The organism is Arthrobacter sp. 18067, assembly GCF_902706295.1.
Lineage (GTDB): Bacteria > Actinomycetota > Actinomycetes > Actinomycetales > Micrococcaceae > Arthrobacter.
Map to the genome: position 1 here is coordinate 1 of NZ_CACSJJ010000008.1, position 20,285 is coordinate 20,285.

19 protein-coding genes are annotated in these 20,285 nt (G+C 62.5%); 6 read left to right on the forward strand and 13 right to left on the reverse strand.

The features are described 5' to 3' along the window. Nucleotides 1-745: 745 nt before the first annotated feature. Nucleotides 746-2,083: an amidohydrolase family protein gene (locus GVL04_RS09485; protein WP_159703081.1), complete on the forward strand. Its 1,338-nt coding sequence runs from the start codon at nucleotides 746-748 to the stop codon at nucleotides 2,081-2,083. Here the strand turns inward: GVL04_RS09485 and GVL04_RS09490 are convergent. The 5 genes from GVL04_RS09490 to GVL04_RS09510 are packed head-to-tail and all read right to left on the reverse strand — an operon-like array spanning nucleotide 2,080 to nucleotide 8,453. Continuing rightward, the gene (locus tag GVL04_RS09490; RefSeq protein ID WP_159703084.1) at nucleotides 2,080-2,790 is read right to left on the reverse strand and encodes a YesL family protein; all 711 of its coding nucleotides are present in this window, start codon (nucleotides 2,788-2,790) and stop codon (nucleotides 2,080-2,082) included. The genes GVL04_RS09485 and GVL04_RS09490 overlap by 4 nt on opposite strands. Nucleotides 2,791-2,798: 8 nt before the next feature. Then, nucleotides 2,799-4,463 (reverse strand): extracellular solute-binding protein, encoded by a 1,665-nt coding sequence (locus tag GVL04_RS09495; RefSeq protein ID WP_159703087.1) that lies wholly within the window; start codon nucleotides 4,461-4,463, stop codon nucleotides 2,799-2,801. A 5-nt stretch (nucleotides 4,464-4,468) separates the two neighbouring features. Continuing rightward, entirely contained in the window at nucleotides 4,469-5,338 is an 870-nt protein-coding gene (locus GVL04_RS09500; protein WP_159703507.1) for a carbohydrate ABC transporter permease, read from the reverse strand. Between the two features lie 56 nt (nucleotides 5,339-5,394). Next, complete coding sequence (locus tag GVL04_RS09505) at nucleotides 5,395-6,375, reverse strand: sugar ABC transporter permease (protein WP_159703090.1); 981 nt, start codon at nucleotides 6,373-6,375, stop codon at nucleotides 5,395-5,397. A gap of 11 nt (nucleotides 6,376-6,386) precedes the next feature. Then, entirely contained in the window at nucleotides 6,387-8,453 is a 2,067-nt protein-coding gene (locus GVL04_RS09510; RefSeq protein ID WP_235036233.1) for a beta-galactosidase, read from the reverse strand. Between the two features lie 314 nt (nucleotides 8,454-8,767). Here GVL04_RS09510 and GVL04_RS09515 point away from each other — a divergent pair, with 314 nt between their 5' ends. Further along, complete coding sequence (locus GVL04_RS09515) at nucleotides 8,768-9,520, forward strand: metalloregulator ArsR/SmtB family transcription factor (protein WP_159703513.1); 753 nt, start codon at nucleotides 8,768-8,770, stop codon at nucleotides 9,518-9,520. Between the two features lie 85 nt (nucleotides 9,521-9,605). On the opposite strand, the gene GVL04_RS09520 is transcribed toward GVL04_RS09515, so the two are convergent. Together GVL04_RS09520 and GVL04_RS09525 are read right to left on the reverse strand one after the other, a co-directional pair. Then, entirely contained in the window at nucleotides 9,606-10,607 is a 1,002-nt protein-coding gene (locus GVL04_RS09520) for a nucleoside hydrolase (protein ID WP_159703093.1), read from the reverse strand. 78 nt (nucleotides 10,608-10,685) lie between these two features. Further along, nucleotides 10,686-12,137: an MFS transporter gene (locus GVL04_RS09525; RefSeq protein ID WP_159703096.1), complete on the reverse strand. Its 1,452-nt coding sequence runs from the start codon at nucleotides 12,135-12,137 to the stop codon at nucleotides 10,686-10,688. Between the two features lie 134 nt (nucleotides 12,138-12,271). Between GVL04_RS09525 and GVL04_RS09530 the strand changes: the two genes are divergently transcribed. Continuing rightward, complete coding sequence (locus GVL04_RS09530) at nucleotides 12,272-13,045, forward strand: GntR family transcriptional regulator (protein ID WP_159703099.1); 774 nt, start codon at nucleotides 12,272-12,274, stop codon at nucleotides 13,043-13,045. 35 nt (nucleotides 13,046-13,080) lie between these two features. Then, nucleotides 13,081-13,980, forward strand: a complete 900-nt coding sequence (locus GVL04_RS09535) for a ribokinase (protein ID WP_159703102.1) — start codon at nucleotides 13,081-13,083, stop codon at nucleotides 13,978-13,980. On the opposite strand, the gene GVL04_RS09540 is transcribed toward GVL04_RS09535, so the two are convergent. The 5 genes from GVL04_RS09540 to GVL04_RS09560 form a co-directional block, all read right to left on the reverse strand. Beyond that, nucleotides 13,926-14,987, reverse strand: a complete 1,062-nt coding sequence (locus GVL04_RS09540) for an SDR family oxidoreductase (protein ID WP_159703105.1) — start codon at nucleotides 14,985-14,987, stop codon at nucleotides 13,926-13,928. The genes GVL04_RS09535 and GVL04_RS09540 overlap by 55 nt on opposite strands. Then, nucleotides 14,984-15,586, reverse strand: a complete 603-nt coding sequence (locus GVL04_RS09545; RefSeq protein ID WP_159703108.1) for a TetR/AcrR family transcriptional regulator — start codon at nucleotides 15,584-15,586, stop codon at nucleotides 14,984-14,986. The genes GVL04_RS09540 and GVL04_RS09545 overlap by 4 nt, the downstream gene beginning before the upstream one ends. 86 nt (nucleotides 15,587-15,672) lie before the next feature. Next, nucleotides 15,673-15,957 carry an acylphosphatase gene (locus GVL04_RS09550; RefSeq protein ID WP_159703111.1) on the reverse strand — a complete coding sequence of 95 codons (285 nt, stop codon included), beginning with the start codon at nucleotides 15,955-15,957 and terminating at the stop codon, nucleotides 15,673-15,675. Nucleotides 15,958-16,049: 92 nt separating this feature from the next. Continuing rightward, nucleotides 16,050-16,883: a glycosidase gene (locus GVL04_RS09555; protein WP_159703114.1), complete on the reverse strand. Its 834-nt coding sequence runs from the start codon at nucleotides 16,881-16,883 to the stop codon at nucleotides 16,050-16,052. A 145-nt stretch (nucleotides 16,884-17,028) separates the two neighbouring features. Then, nucleotides 17,029-18,060, reverse strand: coding sequence for an adenosine deaminase (locus GVL04_RS09560; RefSeq protein ID WP_159703117.1), 1,032 nt, complete (start codon nucleotides 18,058-18,060; stop codon nucleotides 17,029-17,031). A gap of 83 nt (nucleotides 18,061-18,143) precedes the next feature. On the opposite strand from GVL04_RS09560, the gene GVL04_RS09565 reads away from it, so the two are divergent. Both GVL04_RS09565 and GVL04_RS09570 read left to right on the forward strand, forming a co-directional pair. After that, entirely contained in the window at nucleotides 18,144-19,058 is a 915-nt protein-coding gene (locus GVL04_RS09565) for an MSMEG_6728 family protein (RefSeq protein ID WP_159703120.1), read from the forward strand. A gap of 119 nt (nucleotides 19,059-19,177) precedes the next feature. Then, nucleotides 19,178-19,546: a DUF1622 domain-containing protein gene (locus tag GVL04_RS09570; RefSeq protein ID WP_159703123.1), complete on the forward strand. Its 369-nt coding sequence runs from the start codon at nucleotides 19,178-19,180 to the stop codon at nucleotides 19,544-19,546. Here GVL04_RS09570 and GVL04_RS09575 read toward each other — a convergent pair. Further along, nucleotides 19,500-20,174 carry a TetR/AcrR family transcriptional regulator gene (locus tag GVL04_RS09575; RefSeq protein WP_159703126.1) on the reverse strand — a complete coding sequence of 225 codons (675 nt, stop codon included), beginning with the start codon at nucleotides 20,172-20,174 and terminating at the stop codon, nucleotides 19,500-19,502. The two genes, GVL04_RS09570 and GVL04_RS09575, sit on opposite strands and share 47 nt — an antisense overlap. Between the last annotated feature and the right edge of the window lie 111 nt (nucleotides 20,175-20,285).

A 20,285-nucleotide genomic window follows, 5' to 3' on the forward strand; every position in this document is an offset into this window, starting at 1 on the left:
CCCCACCCCACATCGACCCAAACCAAACACCCCGACGCAACCACCACCACACACCCCACAGAACATAAGGGTGCTGCGGGGGATGCGCCGCGGGCGTGAGTGCGAGCGAACTTTGGGGGCGGATTAACTTTGGGGTCGGATTATTGGGAGGGCCAGGCGACACTTTGTTCGCTTCCGGGCTGCCTTCCCCGTGCCGGCGCGTGCCCGCCCCGAACACGTACCTGCGACCTGCGCCATGCTTGCGACTTGCAAACAGCGGCGCGTGCCCGCCCCGAACACGTACCTGCGACCTGCGACCTGCGACCTGCGCCATGCTTGCGACTTGCAAACAGCGGCGCGTGCCCGCCCCGAACACGTACCTGCGACCTGCGACATGCGACCTGCGACTTGCAGACAGCGCCGAGTCCTGCGGCGTGACTCGCCAACCACTGATGCGGCCACGGGGAACGTTTCCGCTCCACGTACCCGCAGCGGCCGGGAGTTCAGGCACAGCAGCTTGACGATGGAGCCGCCCACGAACAGCGTCAGCCCACAGGCTTGTGGGGATCAGGACGAAACCGCGATGAAGAGGATCCCTACGTCCCCGACAATCCGACCCACGTTTTGGCATACCAAGCATTCAATAGCAGCGCAAAGTTCATTGCTATTGCTTGCGTTACACCACGAAGGTGAGGCATTCTGGAATACCAAATGCTAAACCGCAGCCAAGTAGCGGCCCAGCAGCTCGTTCCCCAGGAGTCCAACAATGTGCCTTCACGATCACACCTCAGCACCCAAACCCCAAGGTGAGTTGCCCCGCCGAGGCATCCTCGCGGGAGCTGCAGCTCTGGCTGGCATCTCCGTGGCCGGCATCGCTGCGCAGCTGGCATCGGCGCCTGCTGCCCTTGCGGACAACGCCCCCTCGGGCCCGAACTATCCCGGCCGTCCACTGACCACGAAGGCGCTCATCATCGAGGGTGGAACAGTCGTGGACCCGAAGACCGGCGGTGCTGTGACAGACGGGGTGGTAGTGCTCGACGGCGGCAAGGTCACCGCCGTCGGCACCCGGGACGAAACACGTAAAGCTGTTGCCGCCGTCGCCAACCGTGCCCGTCGACTCAATGCCTCGGGCAAATGGGTCCTTCCAGGGCTCGTCGATGCCCACGTCCACGCCAACGCACTGGCCGACGCCCGTGCCCTCCTGCAAGGCGGAGCCACCAGCGTACGCAGCGGTTCGAGCACTTTCTACCAGGACATTGCCCTCGCCGCCCTGCCGTCGTGGGCTCCTGGCCTCTCCCCCCGGATGACTCCGGCGGGGCTGTTTATCTCACCGGATCAGGGAGATTCCCTCCTGGCTGATCCGGATTTGGCCCCCTTGGCGACGCTCAGTGGTGGCGTCAAGGAGCCACAGGACCTCGCCTACCTGACCCGCATCAACCTCAAGCGCGGCGCCGAGGTCATCAAAACCCGCGCCAACCCGCGGGCTGGCCTTCCCGAACAGGATCCCCGCGAATTGGTCTACAACGTGGACCAGATCGGTGCGATCGTCAAGGCAGCCAAGGGAGCCGGCGTCCTCTGCCACGCCTACAGCGCCGAAGGAATCGATGGAGCAGTCCGCGCGGGAGTGCGCAGCATCGAGCACGGCGTCTTCATGACGGAAAAGACCATCCAGGAGATGGCCCGGCGCGGCACCTTCTTCACACCCACCATGGACGCCATCACCAGCATGGCCCGCTCCTCCAACCCGATCCTGGCCGCACGAGGAACCGAGTACACTCCGATTCTTCAGGCCGCAGTGCGCGCAGCCAAGGACGCTGGAGTCACGATTGTGGCCGGCACCGATTCCTTCGGAACAGACGTGACGCCGATCGGCACGGAAGCGCGCTTGCTCGCGGAAGCCGGACTGACACCCTTGGAAGCACTGCAGGCAGCCACCACCAATGCGGCGCGTTTGCTGGGACGCGGCGACAACGTTGGTCGCTTGGTTCGCGGTTCCATGGCCGACGTCGTGGTGGTGGATTCGGATCCCCTGACCGATGGTTCGGCTTTGGAAAAGGTCAGCACAGTGATCGCCCAGGGTGCTGTGGTGCGGACGAACCTCTAGCCCACCGGGGAGGATCCGGCTGCGGAAACTTTTGCGGCCATGGTGAACCTTTCCTCCACAAGCGCCAGCAGTGGCCGGGAATTCAGACACAGCAGATGGACGATCAGGCCGCAGAAGAACAAGATCAGCCACGCGGTGGTGGAGATCAGCGCGAATCCCGCAACAAAGAGGATCCCCGCATTCCCGAGTGCTACCCGCTTCCGCGCACCAATGCTGTAAATGGACAGCCGGTAGATGTCCACTGTGCGGAAACTGAAACGGGCCAGCAGCAGCATCGCGTGAACGGCGGCCGTGCCCACCAGGAGCCCAAGCCCCACCAGCCCGATCCGGGCAGCAACCGTTTCAGGATTGCTGCCCGGCAGGCTGGTGAGATTCGCGCCGATGACTGCAAGGAGGGCGGCGTACGGCAGCCACACCACCACCGCCTGGACGAAGTTACTCCGATACGACTTCACGAAATCGCGGAATACACCGCTGTCCTCACCTGCCAAAAGCCGGTTAAAGGCGTAGCAGGAAGCCACAACGGAGGGTCCCACCAGCACAAAGCCCAGCAACGCTGCAGGACCAACCACCCCCAGCAGCAGCGGCGCGAGCACCACCAAGAGGTTGGCCAGCACCAGCAACGCGCCACCCATCATGACGCCGTACACGGTGCCAGCCGCCCTGAACAACGGACCGGATCCGTACTGTGCCTCCTTCGCAGCCATCAGAAGAACTACTTCTTGTCCGCGTACGCCTTGTAGGCCTTGTTGGCCAGCTCAACGTATTTACTCTGTCCCTTGCTGTCGAGCTCCTTGACGTAGGCATCGAACTCGCTGAGGCTGCGCTGTCCGGTAATGAACTTCAGCGCATTTTGCTTGACGTGGTCCTTGAGCGGAGTGAGGGCCAGGGTTGCCTGCTCGCGGTCAACGTCGCTGAACGGCACCGGAGGAGCAACCGCACGCGGTTTCTTGGACTTCATGGCTTTTTGGAAAGCCAGTTCTTCGTCGTTGAAGGTGGAGTGCAGCAACTCGGTGGCGCCTCCGTAGGCGAAGTTGCCACCGGAGAAGCCGTAGTCCACCCGAAGGTCCTTGGTACCTGCCGGGTTGAGGCCTTGGAAGTTGATATCGGCCGCGAGTTGACGCTTAGAGCCGGACTTGGTGAAGGTGGTTCCTTCCACGCCCCACTTGCTGAATTCCTGCCCGGCGTCGCTATAGAACAACCAGTCGATGTACTGGACGAGCGCCACGAAGCTGTCTTTGTCCTTTACTGACGAGTTCAGCATGAGTCCGTTTTCAAGACGGGTACCACCGATGATGTCGCCGGCGGGGCCTCCGGGAACGGTGATTTTGCCGATCTCAAAGTTGCCCTTGCCCAAGGACTGCTCCATGGAAGTGCGGTATGTGATGACGTTCTGCGAGTTCGCGCTGATCACAAAGGACTTGCCCGACACGAACTTCTGGATCGCGGAGTCGTCGGTCTGGGTGAAGCTCTCAGGGTCCATCAGCCCTTCTGAGACCAGCGAATTGAAGTAGGTAACCAGTTCCTTGAATTTGTCCGAACCTGCTGCGAAGCCGAATTCCTTCGTGTCTTCATCGAACAGCAGTCCGTCCACAAGCCCCCAGCCTGCAACGGTTCCGAAGGAAGGGGCGCCGATATTGAGGACACTGTCACCCTTGAAACGGTCAGAGAAGGGCACGACGTCGGGATAGGCCTTCTTGAGCGACCGGAGCACTTCGCGGAATTCGTCCCAGGTGGTCGGCTCCGAAAGGCCCTCTTTCTTCAGCACATCCTTGCGGAAGCACAGTGAGTAGTCCGGCCACAGTTCCTCGTGCAGGCCGGGCAGGACGTAGTACTTACCGTCTTCCTGGGTCAGCGCTTCAATCTCAGGTTCGAGCTTCCACTTCTTCACTTTTTCCTGGAAATGCGGCATCAGGTCCACATAGTCGCTGACCGGCAGGATTGCCCCGGCCGATACAAACGCGGACTCCTGTCCCGGATAGGTCTTCGCAATGATTTCCGGGGCGCTGCCGGAGCTGATCAGCAGGCTGCGCTTCTGTTCGTAGTCACTGTTGGGCACGATGGTGGGTTCCAACGTGACGTTGTTGTCGCTGGCCATCTTGGTGAGCAGCAGCCAGTCCTTCTTGTACGGGTAGGTTGGCTGATCAGAGAACAGGAAGGTGAACGTCAACGGCGTCGTCGCCTTGAACGTGTCACCGACGCCGAAGCTGTCCATAGCGCCATTGCGCGACTTGGACGTGTCCACCTTTTCGGTGGTTTCCGCGTCGCAACTGGTCATCATCAGTCCGATGGTGACAACGGATGCGAGTCCAAGGAAATCCCGCCGGCGGAACTCTCGTGTGCGGACCTGAGGTTTGTGGATCATTGGATGTCCTTTCATAAGGCTCATTCCTTGACGGAACCGAGCATCACGCCCGAGAAGAAGTACTTCTGGACGAAGGGGTAGACACAAAGGATGGGGATGACGGTCAGGACGATGGTGACCGACTGGATGTTGGCGGCGATCTGGCCGACGTTTTCCGCTGTGCCGCCGGCCGAGCCCGCTGTGGTGACTCCGGCGATCATGTTGCGCAAGTAGATGGTGACCGGAAAGAGATCCGGATTGTCGAGGTAGAGGAAGGCCTGGAACCAGGAGTTCCAGTTGGCCACGGCGTAGAACAACACCATGGTGGCCATGATGGCTTTGCTCAGCGGAAGCACCACCCGGAAGAGGATGCCGTACTGCGTGAGCCCATCAATCGATGCCGCTTCTTCCAGTTCGCGGGGCATGTTCTCGAAGAACGACTTCATGATGAGCAGGTTGAACACGCTGATGGCGTTTGGCAGCACCACGGCCCAGATGGAATCCCGCATTCCCATGGAACTGATGAGCACGTAGTTGGGGATCAGCCCACCGTTGAAGAACATGGTGAATACCGCGAGGCCGATGAAGACGCTCCGGCCTTTGAGGTCCTTCTTGGCGATGGCGTACGCGAAGGCCGTGGTGAGCACCATGGAAATCGCCGTGGCCACCACCGTGTAGAGGACTGTGTTGCCGTAGTTGTTCCAGAACGTGGAGTCGGCCAGGATCAACTTGTAGGTCTCGGTATTGAACCCCATCGGGAACAGGTTGACCTGCCCGGCGTTGATGAACCCTTCGCTGGAGAACGACTGCGCAATGATGTTCAGGAACGGGTATACCGTCAGGAACACCACCAGCAGCAGGAACACCAGGTTGAAAGCCCGGAAGATCCGCATGCCGCGGGAAACCTTCATGTCCTTCAACAGGACACCTTGGGCTGCAACGCCCCGAATGGCAGTAGCTGTCTTGTTCACCACAGGCTCGTTCCTGCGACGCGCTTGGAGATCGCGTTCGCTGAGAGGATCAGCGTGAGGCCAATGACGGATTCGAACATTCCGATGGCGGCCGCATAGCTGAAGTTGCTGGATTCCAATCCCACCCGGTACAGGTAGGTGGAGATGACGTCTGAGGTTGCGTAGTTGAGCGGGTTGTAGATGAGGAGGATCTTCTCGAAGCCCACCGCCATGAACGTGCCGATGTTCAGGATGAGCAGCGTGATGATGGTGGGCCTGATGGCAGGAAGCGTTACGTGCCAGGTCTGCTGCCAGCGGTTGGCGCCATCAATGCGCGCCGCCTCATAGAGGGACTCGTCCACCCTCGTCAGCGCGGCAAGGTAGAGGATCGCTCCCCAGCCCATGGTCTGCCACACTTCGGAGCTGATGTACATGGGACGGAACCAGCCTGGGTCCTGCGTGAAATTCACCGTGGTGCCGAACAGGGATTCCGCGATCTGGTTCACGGTGCCGTTCATGGAGAAGTTCTGCAGGATCATGCCGGCGATGATCACCACGGACATGAAGTGCGGCAGGTAGGCCACCGTCTGCACGAATTTCTTGAACTTCTGCGACCTCAACTCGTTGAGCAGAAGCGCGAAGATGATGGGCATCGGGAAGCAGAACACCAGGGTCAGGACACCCAGGATGATGGTGTTCTGGAAGGCCTGCCAGAAGCTGGGATCGTTGATGAAGAGGGTGACGTACTTGAGCCCGACCCACTTCTCACCGAAGATGCTGCCACCGGGCTGGAACTGACGGAAGGCAATCACGTTGCCCGCCATCGGCAAGTACCTGAAGATCAAGAGGTACAGCAGCGGCAGCGCCAGCAGCGTGTACAAACGCCAGTCGCGCTTGATGGCCAGCTTCCAGCTTCCGGGCTTGTCGCGACGCTTCTTCGCTTTGTCAGGTTGCGCGCCCGGGACCACCTCGGGCGGGACATCCAGTCGTAGTGCCATGGTTCGTCCGCCTATTCTGCTGTTTCGTCGAGAATCAGGACGCCGTTGGCAGGGAGCTCAACCGACCCCTTAACCGCGCGTCCGCTGATCCGGTCCGTGCCGCCGTCGAGCACGTCCACGCTGGACGGTGCGTCGTTGTGGTTGAGCACCATGAGGAAACTTTTGGCGATGCCGTCAGCATTGGCGCCGGTACGACGGCGGACCTGGACTCCCGTAGGTGCCTTCAGTTCCGGCTCCACACCTGCGGCGAGGAGTTCGTCGTCGAGGAACTGATTAAGGAGCCCGTCGTCGACCCTTGCCGACAGGTACAGCGCAGTTCCGCGTCCAAAGGAGTTGCGGGTGACGGCCGGCGAACCCGCCAAGCGGCCCGACGAGTAGCTGGCCAGGACTTCGGCCGTCTCGGCGTGCAGATGCTCAGTCCAGTAGCTCGCGGAGGAGGTACCGCCGTCGGGCATTGAGAGCTTTACTTGTTCGCCGTCCCCGGCGAGCGGATGCATTTCCTCGCTCCACGCGCCCAGAACGTTCCGCAGGGCACCTGGGTAGCCGCCAAGTCGGATGGTGTTGTCCTGGTCCACGATGCCTGACAGGTATGAGACCACCAGCCGTCCGCCACCGGCCACGTAGTTCTCAAACCGCGAAGCGGCGGCGTCCGTCAGGAGGTACGACGCGGGCATGATCACCAGGGTGTACCCGGACAGGTCGCTGTTGGCATTGACGAAATCGACGGTGATGTTGGCGTCAAAGAGAGGGCGGTAGAAACGCAGGACTTCCTGGGCATAGTTCAGGTCCGAACGCGGCGAGTTGCCCAACTCCAGCGCCCACCAGCAGTCCCAATCGAAGACGATCGCTACTTTGGCCGTGGATCTGGTCCCCGTTAGATCACCGATGGCTTTGAGTTCCTGCCCGAGCCCGCACACTTCACGGAAGATCCGCGTGTTCGGGCCGGCGTGGTTCACCATGGCCGAGTGGTACCGCTCAGTTCCGCCCTTGGCTTGGCGCCACTGGAAGAAGAGGATGGAATCCGCGCCCTGCGCAATGGCTTGATAGGAGCCCAGGCGCATCTTGCCGGGAAGCTTGGAGACGTTGACGGACCATTGGCTGACCGCCCCCGTGGCCTGCTCCATGACCATCCACGGTTGGCCGTGACGCAATGATCGCATGAGGTCGAAATTCAACGCGGCGGCAATGTGGGCATCTTCCTCGCGTGGATCCGGGTAGATATCCAGCGCTGCGGCGTCTTCCTCAGCTGCCCAGGCCCAATAGTCGTTGGTCTTGTAGAAGCGCATGAAGTTGGTGAGGATCGGCAAGTCCGGGCTGTGCCGGCGGATGACATCCCGCTCGGCTTTGAAGTGCTCCAGCATGCTGTCCGAGGTGAAGCGGTGGAAATCCAGGCGGCGTGACGGGTTGGACCATGTGCGGGGCTGGGCGGGGACGCGGACCTGGGTCCAGTCAGAGTAGAGCTGCCCCCACACGGCGGTGCTCCACGCCTCGTTCAGTTCCTCCAGCGATGCGTACTTCCGCTGCAGCCATGCGCGGAAGGCCTTCTCCGCCCACGGACCGTAGGAGGCAGGACCGTATTCGTTGCCGATATGCCACATGCGCAGCGCAGGATGGCTGGAGTAGCGCTCCCCCATCATTTCCGCGAGTGCCAGTGACTTGGCCCGGTACACGGGATGGGAGACGTCGAAGTGCTGCCTCGATCCGAAGCCGAAGATGCTGCCATCGGCGCGCTCAGGCATGATGTCCGGGTGCTGCTCCACGAGCCAGGCCGGCGGTACAGCGTCCGGTGTTGCCAGGTCCACGCCGATGCCGTGCCCATGCATCAGGTCCATGACCTCGTCCAGCCAGCCAAAGTCGAAGACTCCATCGCTGGTTTCCAGCCGGCTCCACGAGAAGACCGCCAAGGTCACCAGGTTCACTCCGGCTTGCTGCATGAGCTTGGCGTCCTCGTGCCACACTTCGCGGGGCCACTGCTCCGGGTTGTAATCCCCGCCGTAGGCAGTGCCGCCTATTCGTTGATGCAATCGTCGCAGCCGCGCCTCGGCAGCCTGCAAGTCGTCAGGGTGGATGGTCATCATTGTCCTTCACTCGGCCTTCGTCGCCCTGAACCATAGTGCGACGCACATCACAGAGAGAAACTATCGTAAAGTTTACGCAATAACAACAGATGAGTATCGGAAACCTGGAAGTGACATGAAAGGCTCAAATTCAAGGATTGCAGCCTGATGCGGGGACTTTCGGAGTGAGATTCTGCCGTAGTTACGGGCGGAAGGGAGTCATGGTGCTGGTAAGTTTCCGATGTTGTATGGAAACTATCGGAGCCTAAAGATCCTGCGAAACCTTGCAGCAAAAACCGTTGACACGTGACCAAACAGTCACCTATTCTGAAGCCATGGACGCCGTGTTCAAGGCCTTGGCAGACCCAACCCGCAGAGAACTGCTCGATGAGCTGTTCCGCGAGGACGGCCAATCTGCCACCGCCCTCGGAGCCAGGTTCGAGATGACCCGTTTCGGCATCGCCAAGCACCTCAAGCTGCTGGAGGATGCGGGGTTAGTGGTCACCCGCCGTCGGGGACGCGAAAAGCTGCACTTCCTGAACCCGGTACCCATCCGCCTCATCCACGATCGTTGGGTGAGTAAATACGCAGAACCATGGGCCGCTGCCCTCAGCGACCTCAAATCCAGATTGGAAAGTCCCATGGAAAAGATCTTCGAGATTTACATCAAAACCACTCCGGAACGGCTGTGGGAAGCCATCACCACCAGCGAAATCCGCAGCAAGTACCAGTTCGGGAACACGCTGACCTCGGATTGGACGCCCGGGAGCCGGTTCGAAATGCGGAATCCCAAGGCCGATGCACCACTGGGTGAGGGCGAGAACATCGAGGTTGATCCCCCGCGCCGGCTCGTCCAGACCATGCGTGCGCTCTGGGGCGAGGATGTGAAGGCCGAGGGAACATCGCGGATCACCTGGGAGATCGAACCCGTCGGCGACTCATGCCACCTCACCGTCACGCACGATCAGCTCCGCGAAGGCGCCAACGACCAGCTCTACGGCGGCTGGCCCATGATCCTCTCCGGCCTCAAGACCTGGCTCGAAACCGGCGAAACGCTGACCACACCCGGTTCGCTCATGTACGCGTAGCCGGCCAAGGACAGCACAGCTTAAACGCGGACGACGACGGCGGGTCGCTGCCGCCGTCGTCGTCGATCCTTCAGTCTCCCGCCAGTCAGGCGACGGGCGCCGCGGTCTCTCTTACTGCCGCCTCCGTAAGCCAGGCTGCCTGCAGGGTACCCAGCAAGTGCGGCGCGAAGTCTTCGCCGATTTCCAGGACCACTCGGCAACGGGCACCACGCTGATCCGGCAGGCCGACGTAGAGGCCGCGAAGATCGCAGACCGTCTGGCCACGGCCCGGTCCGTCGGTACTGTCCACCTGGACCCGGACCGTGGGTGCCACGGCAAGCTCGACTCCCCTGACGGCAATGGCCGCAGCGAGGGGATCATGCATCGCCGAGCATGCCCGGCCAAAAATATCCACGTAGAAGCCGAAGTAATAGCCCAGCATTTCACCGAGCGCCTGCGAGACCGGGTGCTCCGAGGCGAGAAGTTCCTGACGGTGGTTCTCCTCCAGGACGTTGGTCATGGTGACGTCCAGGGGCACCAAGGTGACGTTCCAGTCGGCGGCCAGGACCTCGGCTGCAGCCTCGGGATCGTTGGCGATGTTGGCTTCAGCCACCGGGGTGATATTTCCCGGGGCCAGCGCCGCTCCGCCCATGATGGTGACGTCTGCGATCAGCTCAGGCAGCTTGGGTTCCAGGCGCAGGGCCTCTGCGATGTTCGTCAGCGGACCGATGGCCACCAGACGCAATTCCCCCGCGTACTGGTGGGCCAACTGGACAAGGAGTTCCGCAGCCGTGGCTTGGACCGGTTCGCGGTCGGACGGGACCAGGTCCACTCCGCCGATGCCGTTGTCCCCGTGGACGTGCGGGGCACCGCCGTGGAAAGTACCCACCTGCGGATCGTGTGCACCGATCGCCACGGGGATGTCCGGGTGGCCGGCCAGGTTCAGCAGGTCCAGGGTGTTCCGGGCGCCGCCGGCTGCGCTGACGTTGCCGCTTACGGTGCCGATACCCACGAGGTCCGCCAACGGCGAGGCCAGGAGGTAGGCGAGGGCCAGGGCGTCGTCGATGCCGGTATCGCAGTCAAGGAAGAAGGGGGCGGGCTGTGTCATGGTCTCTCGTTTCAGGTGTAGCGGAGTGGGATGAAGCTGAGTTGACTGGCACGCGGTGCCGCGTGCCGGCGTCGTGCGTTAGATCTTTTCGCCCTTGGGAGCCGCGATGAACAGGCTGACGATGAAGGCGAGGGCCGTGATGGACACCGAAATCCAGAGGGCCGTCGAGTACCCGGCTGCGGTGCCCAGACCCGCGAACGGGGCGACGACTACGACGCCGAGGCTCGCCCCGATGCCGAAGGAGGCGCCGTTGATGCCCGGCAACGCGGCGGGCGCTTCCTTGGGGGAAAGCAGGACGGACAGGCCGTTGATAGCCGTCAGGAAGAAGCCATTGTAGAAGATGCCCAGGGCGGCGATAGCGATGAGGACAGCGATCTGGTTGTGGGCGAAGAGTGCCGCAACGATGGCGCAGGCCAGGCTGGTGGCGGTGCCGACGCGGACCGTCTTGATCCAGCCGCGCCGGTCGGCAATCCAACCGGCCAGAGGTGCGGCGAACACACCAATAAGGGCAGCAGGGGTGAGGAAGAGCAGCGCGGCCACCGAGGCCGTCAGTCCGAAGCCGTTTTCCTTGTCCTGGCTCAGCAGCACCACGGTGAAGTTGATGATGGCGAAGATGCCCGCGAGCGTCAGTACGGTGGTCGCGATAACAGGCCAGACCTGGCGTGAACGGAGGTGGTGGACTGCCACCAGCGGGGTTTCGCGCTTCTTTTCAATAAGCCAGAAAGCCGTGAAGGACGCGATGCTGCCGGCGAGCAAGCCGAGTGCGGCAGGTGAAGTCCACCCGGCGGAGGAACCCGTGGAGACGAAGTAGGTGATGAAGACCAGGAACACGGACAAGGAGCCTGCGCCCCACCAGTCCATCCGGCCCGGAGCGACGGCGGTCTTGCCGCCGGGAACCACCTTGATGACACAGACGACGGCGATCGCGGCCAGTACCAGCACGGCAACAAAGATCGACTGGAAGCCAAGGGTTTCGGCCATGAGCCCGCCGAAGTAGCCGTCAACGCCACCGACGCCACCGTTGATGGCCGCGATGATGCCGATCGAGGTGCCGAAGAGTCGGGCGGGCAGGTATTCGTTGAGCACGATGTAGGAGAGCGCAAAGATGGCGCTGGAGACACCTTGCATGAAGCGGCCGGTGACCAGCAACGGGAGCGTGGGCGCGAAGATGCAGAGCACAGTGCCGGCACCCATGATGGCCAGGACCAGCAGCAGAGCATTGCGGCGTCCGATGAAGTCGCTCCATCGCCCGATCACAGGACCGGAGATGGCGCCAGCAAGGAAGAACATCGACTGCACTTGAGCCACGGCCTCGGGTGTCTCGCCGAAGAAGGAGCCGATGTGCGGGAGCGCCGGGGTGATCATGCTGGCATTGAGCTGGAAAGCGAGCACGGCGAGCACCAACGTGGTGATCAGCAGGGCGGCGGCCTTGCCTTGGAAGCGGCCTGCGTCCGAGGCTTTTGCAGGTTCGGTTGAGGCTGGGACCTGCGGTTCCACAGTCTGCTGGCCTGTGGCGGTGGGGATGTTCACATCAAACTCCTTTGTCCGAGGCGCGGGGCGGCGCCATGAGATGTGAGTTGTTATACAAGCATGTATTACGAGCTTGTGCAACCTGTCACAGTCATCCGGTACAGTATCGGTAACCCATCTCAAGTGAGGCACCCTTGACCGACAACGCCGTCCAATTCCTGTCCCGCCCCATCGCCACCCAGCCAGGGCAGCCTTTGCGCGTCGCGGCCTACTCCCGCATCGCCGAAGCCATCCGGACCAAGATCCTGCCGCCCGGGTCTCTACTGCCCACGGAGACCGAACTGGGCACCATGATGGACGTCAGCCGCACCGTGATCCGGGAAGCCCTGATGTTGCTGGAAGAAGACGGCTTGACCCGGGCGCGACGCGGCGTTGGGCGCTTCGTTGCCGATTCACTCCCCCGCATCGGCATTGAACACATCCGCCCGTTCGATCAGCTTCTTGGCGGCCCCGACCAGGACATCCAAGTCAAACGCGTAGCCGCCATCAAGCAACCGGCGTCTGAATTCGTGGCGCCTGGTCTCGGTGTCCAGCCCGATGAAGACGTGTGGTTCTGGGAGAGCGTGCTCATCCGGAACGGCGAGCCCGTGGCTCACCTGCAGGAAAATGTCTCGCAGGGAATCCCCGAAGCTGAGGCCCTCGCGGAAGCGGCAGAGGCTCCCACTCTTTCGGCCTCCACGCTGCTGGAGGTCCTTGCCGGACTTCCCGGCGCCTCCCTTGGTCCCGGCGAATGCCAGATCAGCCTTAGCACCGCCGGCCCCAGCCGCGCCAAGCTGCTGGGCCTCCGCCCCTCGGACCCCGTACTGGTCCTCACCCAATACGTACGCCGGAACGGCAAAGAGTTCTACCTCGCCAAATGCCTCGTGGCAGCCAAGGCCGGCCACCTCTCCGTCATCCAGTCCTCCTGATTCCTTCCCCGTTTTACTCCCGAAAAGGACCTTCCATGAGCACGTCCCCTCAGTCTCCTGCGCCCTCTTCCCTCACCGTGGTGGGCAGTATCAACCTCGACATCACGGCCACGGCGGGCCGGCTCCCATCGCCGGGTGAAACCGTCGGCGGCGGCGTCCTCCGCCAGCAGCCCGGCGGCAAGGGCGCCAACCAAGCGGTAGCGGCGGCCCGGCTTGCGGGCACGTCCCGCATGGTGGGGGCAGTAGGCCAGGACGACGCCGGACTCAGCCTCATCAGCGCCATGTCGGGTGCCGGCGTCGACGTTCAGGACATTGCCCGGGTGGATGCTGCCACGGGAACGGCACTGGTGCTGGTGGACAGCGAGGGTGAAAACCAGATTGTCGTCTGCCCCGGCGCCAACGGCTCCGTGGCCTTGGACGGTGTCACTTTCGGCGCCGACGAGGCCGTCCTCTGCCAACTCGAAGTGGACCAGGACGTTGTTCTCGAAGCCGCTCGGCTGGCCAAGGGATTCTTCGCCTTGAACGCCGCCCCTGCCGCGCCGATCCTGCCTGAACTCCTGGAGCGGTGCGACCTGGTGATCGTGAACGAGACAGAGTATGACCTCATCCCGGCCCTTCGTCATGCCCCGCTTGTGGCCGTGACCTACGGGGGCGATGGCTCGGCTATCTTCGTCGACGGCGATCGGGTCGCCGGGGCTCCGGCCGTGCGCGTTACCGATATTGCCAACACCATCGGTGCCGGGGATGCTTTCTGCGCCGCCTTGGTCCTGGCACTCCAGTCCGGACTGGAGTATGCGCATGCTTTGGCCGTGGCCAACGCTGTTGGCGCGGACGCTGTTCGGGATGCTTCGTCCCAGCCGGCTTTGAAGCCGTTGGAGCACTACATCGACGCGACGCGGCCCTCTCTTGCTGGAGGTTCGGCCGCCACCAAATAGTCGGCCCAGCGCTTCAAGGCAGTCTCGACAGGCGGGTGGTGCAACCCGCCCGCCTCCGCCAAGGCGACCGCGTCCGCCGTCGGATACCTATCGTCAGACAGGAACGTCAATGTCTCCGGGTCTGCCCCAGTCAGCTTGGCGGGCAGTTTCTTCAGCCAGACGCTGGGGATCTTCAGCCATGGGACCCGAACATTGAGGTGCTCCCCGAGCATCCCCAGCAGCTCAGGCAACGGCGGTGTGGCGTCGTCAAGCACCCAGTATGAGGCATTTTCCGCTTCGGGCTTGGTGGGGACCAGCGCCATAAAGGAAGCCAGATAGTCAGCAGTGACCACCGGGACGAACGTGCGCTCATTGCCCGGCAGCATGGGCAGCTTTCCACGGAAGAGGTCCAGCACGCTGGCGGCGAGGCCCACCACCTGCCCGGACTCGCCATTGACGGAATCCCCGATCACGGTGGCCGGGTTGACCATGGTGAACGGAACGCCCAAGGAACGCGCGTTTGCTTGCACTACGGCGTCCGATTCCACCTTGGACCCCTCGTAAGCGCCCAGGCGTTTGTAGTCTTTGGCGCGGCGGGAGTCATCCCATGGCACCTCGGCCGGGTCCTGGCCGCCCACCCGGTAACCGGACAGATGCACCAACCTGGTCAGCGCCGGCAGCTTCGCGGCAAAGCGAACCACACGCTCGGCGCTGGTCACGTTCGCGGCATAGGCCGCCTCGGCAGTCATGCCAAACGCGAATGCACCAGCGACGTTATGGACTTCAATTACCGAGCTGCAAGCGTTCGACGTCGGATCCTGGCCGAGGTCATCACGGCTGAAGTCCACGAGGACGAAGGCTGGGCGCCCGCCCGCGTCGTGCTCCGCCAGCCACACAGCCAGTCGTTGGAAGGAATCCTCCGTGCGCACGGCAGCCGTGACAGTCACGCCCTGCTGCAATAATTCGCGGACCAGCCATTTTCCGATGTGGCCCGTGGCGCCGAATACCAGAGCGTGGCGGGAGCTCATGCGCTGGCCTCGCTGTGAACTGCTTTCATCAGCATTTTGAGCGTCCCGGCAGCAGCGTCCAGGGGCTGGGTGGACTTGTGGGCGCGGGACAGAATGAGGGAGCCCTCCACCAGGCAGATCATCGATGTCGCCACAGGTTGCGCCTGCTCTTTCTCGAGCCCGAACGTCGCCAGATAGCTGACCACTGCGCTGACCCAGGCGTCATAGACCTGGCCGCATGCCTCCCTGAGCGGCTCGTTCCCAGACCCTGCGTCCAAGGCAACGGATGACACCGGACAACCGGCTTGATAGTCGCTGGCTTCCAAAATGCCCTTGAGTTCGGCGACCAGGGCGTCGACCACGGCGTTGGGTGAGGAGGCCGTGGTTGTCGCGCTGCCGATCAGCTCAGCGAATTGATCGCCCGCCAGCCCCACAGCGGCGATCCCGAGTTCGGTTTTTCCTTCCGGGAAATGAAAGTACAAGGAGCCTTTTGGGGCCCCGGATCGCGCCAGCACCGTGTTGAGCCCCGTTCCGTGATAGCCGTGAAGCTGGATGAGGGCGAGCATGGAGTCGATCAAGCGCTGCCGTGTTGCGAGTCCTTTGGGGTACGAGGAAGCCATACCTGAATAATAGACCAGTCTATATATTTTATGTCAAGCGCTGACGGAGGCGAGATCTTCGCCGTTCTCCCCTGGGTTTGCTGACGTTAGTCGGAGATCCGGAAGTCGTCGAACTCCCCTGTGGCGGCCGAGACTTCGAAGTCAACATTCTCGACCCGGCCCGGCGTGCGCGTCGAGTGAAGCCAACTTGTGAAGTCACTGACGCCCGAAACATCGCCCTCGGCCACCAGCTCCACAGAGCCGTCGTGGCTGTTTCGGACCGTCCCTTTCACGCCGAGCTCGTCCGCTTTCCGGGCAGTCCAATAACGGAAACCCACACCTTGGACAACGCCGGTGACGCGGGCCGTGAGGCGAACGGTTTCGTCAGTCATGGACCCACCTTAACGAAACCAGCCCTTGGTCGTCCCACTCGCCGTTCAACGGTGAGCAAAGCGAACAAGGGCAGGTGTCGAGCCAGGCAGACTCAGCCGATCACAATGTCCCGCGTCACGTGGCTGTACGTGATGGTGACGGGGCCGCCGTCGTGGTTCAACTCGTGGTTCGCACCATCACGGGCACCGAACGCACCGTAGTTCTCATCCCACGACCGGTTCAGCGCGATCTTGTAGGTGTAGAAGCCGGCGGGCAGTTCAGCCGTCAGGGTCCACACCTGAACCAAGGGATTGAACTCCATCTGGGCTTCGTCGTACTGCGGAGCCCAGTCCTCGGGCGCACCGAGGATCTTGTTGAAGTCACCGGCAATCGCCACAGCTCCGGGCTGCGGCACGGTCTCGACGGCGGCAGCCGTCTTGGTCTTGGCCGGCGCCTTGCGGGTGGTGGCCTTCTTTGCTGCCGGTGCGGCCTTCACAGCCGCAACCTTGGGTTCAGCCGCCTTCTTCGAAACAGCACGCTTCGACGCCGCTGCCTTCTTGGCCTGGGGCTTGGCTGGCGGGGCCGTCGGAACCGGAACGTCGGCTGGTACCGGAGTTCCGGCGTCGAGCGCTGATCCGAAGACGGAGGCGTCCGGGAAGGCGACCGTCGCACGCAGGCCGTCCTCCGGAATGGTCCAGCCCGAGCGGCCCTTGACCAGCCAGCCGGCCTTGACCAGCTTGGCCGAAGCCGAAGTGAGGGTCTTGTGGCCGCGGGGAATGCCGCCACTGAGGAGTTCAGCCTCGTGGTCATTGAAAGGTACGCGGACGATCGCTTCGGCCAGGACTTCGCCGGCGTTGAGGGTTGTCCCGGACCACACGCCTTCAGCGAGGATGTCCAGTACGGCCTTCAGACGAAGGTTGGTGTTTTCGGCGGTGTTCGCGCCCATGCTTCTCCTTCAACGGTGGATACTCCCTTGCAGTTTGCCAATGAATTGTTAATTCCCGCGACTGCAATTGGTAAACACCGTGTGTCGTGACCGAGTGTGACAGCCCAAGCGCCGCAAATGATTTACGGGTCTCGGCTGTCGGCGCCTATGCGTGCGGCACCGAGGCTTTGACCCACTCCGTAACCTCGTCCAACAGCACCGATTTCCGGGCATCACTGGCGAAGGAGGATCGGATGGAGTTGGCCGCCAACGTAGCCTGTTCCGGAACCGAGAACTCCAGGACCTTGGCCAACTGCTCAAAGTTCTCATCAACGTAGCCGCCGAAGTAGGCGGGGTCATCCGAGTTCACGCTGACGTTCAAACCGATGGCCAGCATCTCCGGCAACGGGTGGTCAGCCAGCGTATCCACTGCGCGGAGCCGGACGTTGGAGAGAGGACAAACCGTAAGGGGCACCTGCTCGGCTACGAGCCGCTGCACTACATCAGTGTCTTCCATGCAGCGGATGCCGTGATCGATCCGCTCGACATGAAGCACGTCCAGCGCCTCGGTGATGTACGACGCCGGACCCTCTTCGCCCGCGTGGGCGATCCGGCGCAGCCCGGCCTCGCCGGCGCGCTGGTACAGGCGCTCAAATTTCGACGGCGGATTGCCCACCTCTGCGGAGTCCAGCCCTATGCCCGCGATCGGGGCGTGCATGGCCAGGAGTTGGTCCAGCACTTCGAGGGCGGATTCCTCGGACATGTCCCGCAGGAAAGCGGCGATGAGGAGGGTGGAAACACCAAAGTCCTCTTCTGAGGTTGCCAGCGCGTTGGCTACACCGTTGACGCAGGTTTCCAGTGCAACACCCCGGGATACGTGGGCTTGCGGGTCCATCATGATTTCCGCGTGGCGCACTCCCCCGGCGGCTGCCCGCTTCAGGTAGGCGCGCGTCATGTCGGTGAAATCCTGCTCAGTCTGCAGGACAGCCATGTTGGCGTAATAGAGGTCCAGGAAGGATTGCAGGTCCGTGAACTCGTACTTTTCGCGCAGTTCTTCGATGTCTTCGTACGGCAACTCAATGCCGTTTCGTTCGGCCAGGGCAAAGATCAGCTCTGGCTGGAGAGTCCCTTCGATGTGCAGGTGCAGTTCGGCAACCGGGGGCGCCGTGGTGACAGTTTTCTCGTCAAAAGTTTCCACCCTGCAACTCTAGGCCCCAACAATGGCACGTGTCCCGGAGCACTCAACTTGGTTCTCACGCCCGGCACCCTCAAACTGAAAGGATGCAGACTTTCCTCCCTTTCGCCGATTTCCGTGAGAGTGCCGCGGCGCTCGACACTTCAAGGCTCGGCAAACAACGCGTCGAAGCACTCCAGGTCCTCCGCGCGTTGGTGATCCCGGAGTACGGTTGGCAGCAGCACCCCGCCGTCCGCATGTGGATGGGCCACGTCCCGGCGCTGACCCTTTACGGCCTCGCGATGGCTGACGAGTGGATGGAACGCGGCCACCCGGACAACACGCGGGACAACATCGCGGAGTTCGCGCCGCAGGCGGCACACCCCGACTACGCGTCCCGGATCATCATGCCGCCATGGCTCGGACACGAGGACCTGCACCTCAGCCACCGCTCCAAGCTGCTCGGCAAGGACCCCAAGTTCTACACCGACGTTTTCCCGGGCACCGAGGAAAAGCTCGAGTACATCTGGCCGGAACCCAAGCACGAGTTCCACCCCGAAGATCCTGAGGACGACGCCCTGTTGATCCTGCGTGCCAACGTGGAGGACGTCCGCCCGGAGCAGCTCACCACGGTCAGCATGCCCCCGCACGGCAAGTCCAAGGCCGCCCCGGCGGCAGACCCTGATGAGTACCAGTTTGTGTACGCCGAGGAGAAATCCCGCAGGCACGTCGGCGCTGCCAAGAAGCGCCCCGTGGCGCAGAAGGAGAAGAAGCCGACCCGTAAGCGCCAGGCACAGGAGCAGGCTTTCAACACCCTGCCCGGCAAGACTGAGCTCGCAGTTCCGTTCGACGGTGGGCAGACCTTCGCCATTGGGCTCATCCAGGGCCGGCCCATCACGGTGGATGGCCGGTTCGCCCGCAACTTTGAGGTCACCAACGTGATCAAGCGCTCCGATTTCGACTACCCCGCTCTGCTGCAGGACCCCCGGGTGTTTTTCCCGGTCCCGGCGCCCGCGGAGTAGCGGCACTTTCGAACAACGCACGACGGCGGCAGCCGGGTTCCGTTTCAAGGGAACCTAGGCTGCCGCCGTCGTTATTTGTTGTGTGAGACGGTGGAGGCACGCAGCTATGGAGGAGGGCCATGGATTTCCAGCACGTCATCGAAGAAGTCGGCCGATACATGGACTTCGCCGGAGTGGCAGTCATGGTGATCGGTGCCCTGGTTTCCGTCCCGCTGGCCCTGCGCGGCTACCAACCCAAACGGGCGCGCGGGCTCACGCCGTTCTCTCCGTACCGCTCGTACCGGCAACTGCTGGGACGGTCCATCCTTCTGGGGCTCGAACTCCTGGTGGCCGCCGACATCATCCGCACGGTCGCAGTCACTCCAACGTTCGAAAGCGTTGGTGTCCTGGCGATCATCGTGCTGATCCGGACCTTCCTTAGCTTCTCCCTTGAGCTTGAAATTACCGGCCGCTGGCCGTGGCAGAAGGATGCTCCGAAGCCGGAGTAATCAGGATTGGAGCGTCCAACGATTCCGATTCCCTCAGCCATCCCGGCAGCATGCTCTCAACAGTCCTGGCCAGTTCCTCAGCGGTCTCCGTGGGCTCCTGAAGCCAATCCAGCAGCAGCGACAGGATGCCGCCCACCAGGAAGATTGCTGCCCGATGCGCCTCCAGCCCGGTGGGTTTGGTTTCCACAGTGCTAATGGCTTCAGTCAGGTGGGCAACAAGTGTCCCGTGGAGTTCAAAGAGCGCCGGCGTCTGTGTATCAGGGACCAGCACCGCAAGGCACAGCACCCTATGGTGACCGAGGTGCCCAAAGAGTTCCGCGAAGCCAACGCGGGACCGTCCGGCTTCACTTGGCCGTTCAGCCGCTCCGCCTGAGGACGGCGTGAACTCGTCGAGCAGTTCCCTGAAAGCCGCAACGCCCACGTTCTCCGCGCCGGAAAAGTGGTTGTAGAACGAGCTCCGGCTCACGCCGGCTTCGTGCGCGAGGGATGACACCGTGGGCGCGGATTCACCGCGCTCAAGTTGCCGTTCGAACGCGTCCAGCAGCAGTTGCCGCGTCCGCACGGCCCGCGGATCAGCCGCGTTGCCCTCGCGCATGAACACCGCGGGAGGCGTGCCAGTGAGGCCCATGCCTGCTCCTCCTCAATCCTCGTTGGATCTATCGTACAGTTGCCCAACAAGTGCATCTATCGTACAGTTGTCCGATAGCGCTCCGGGCGCCAGCGCCTGGGCGATCACCAC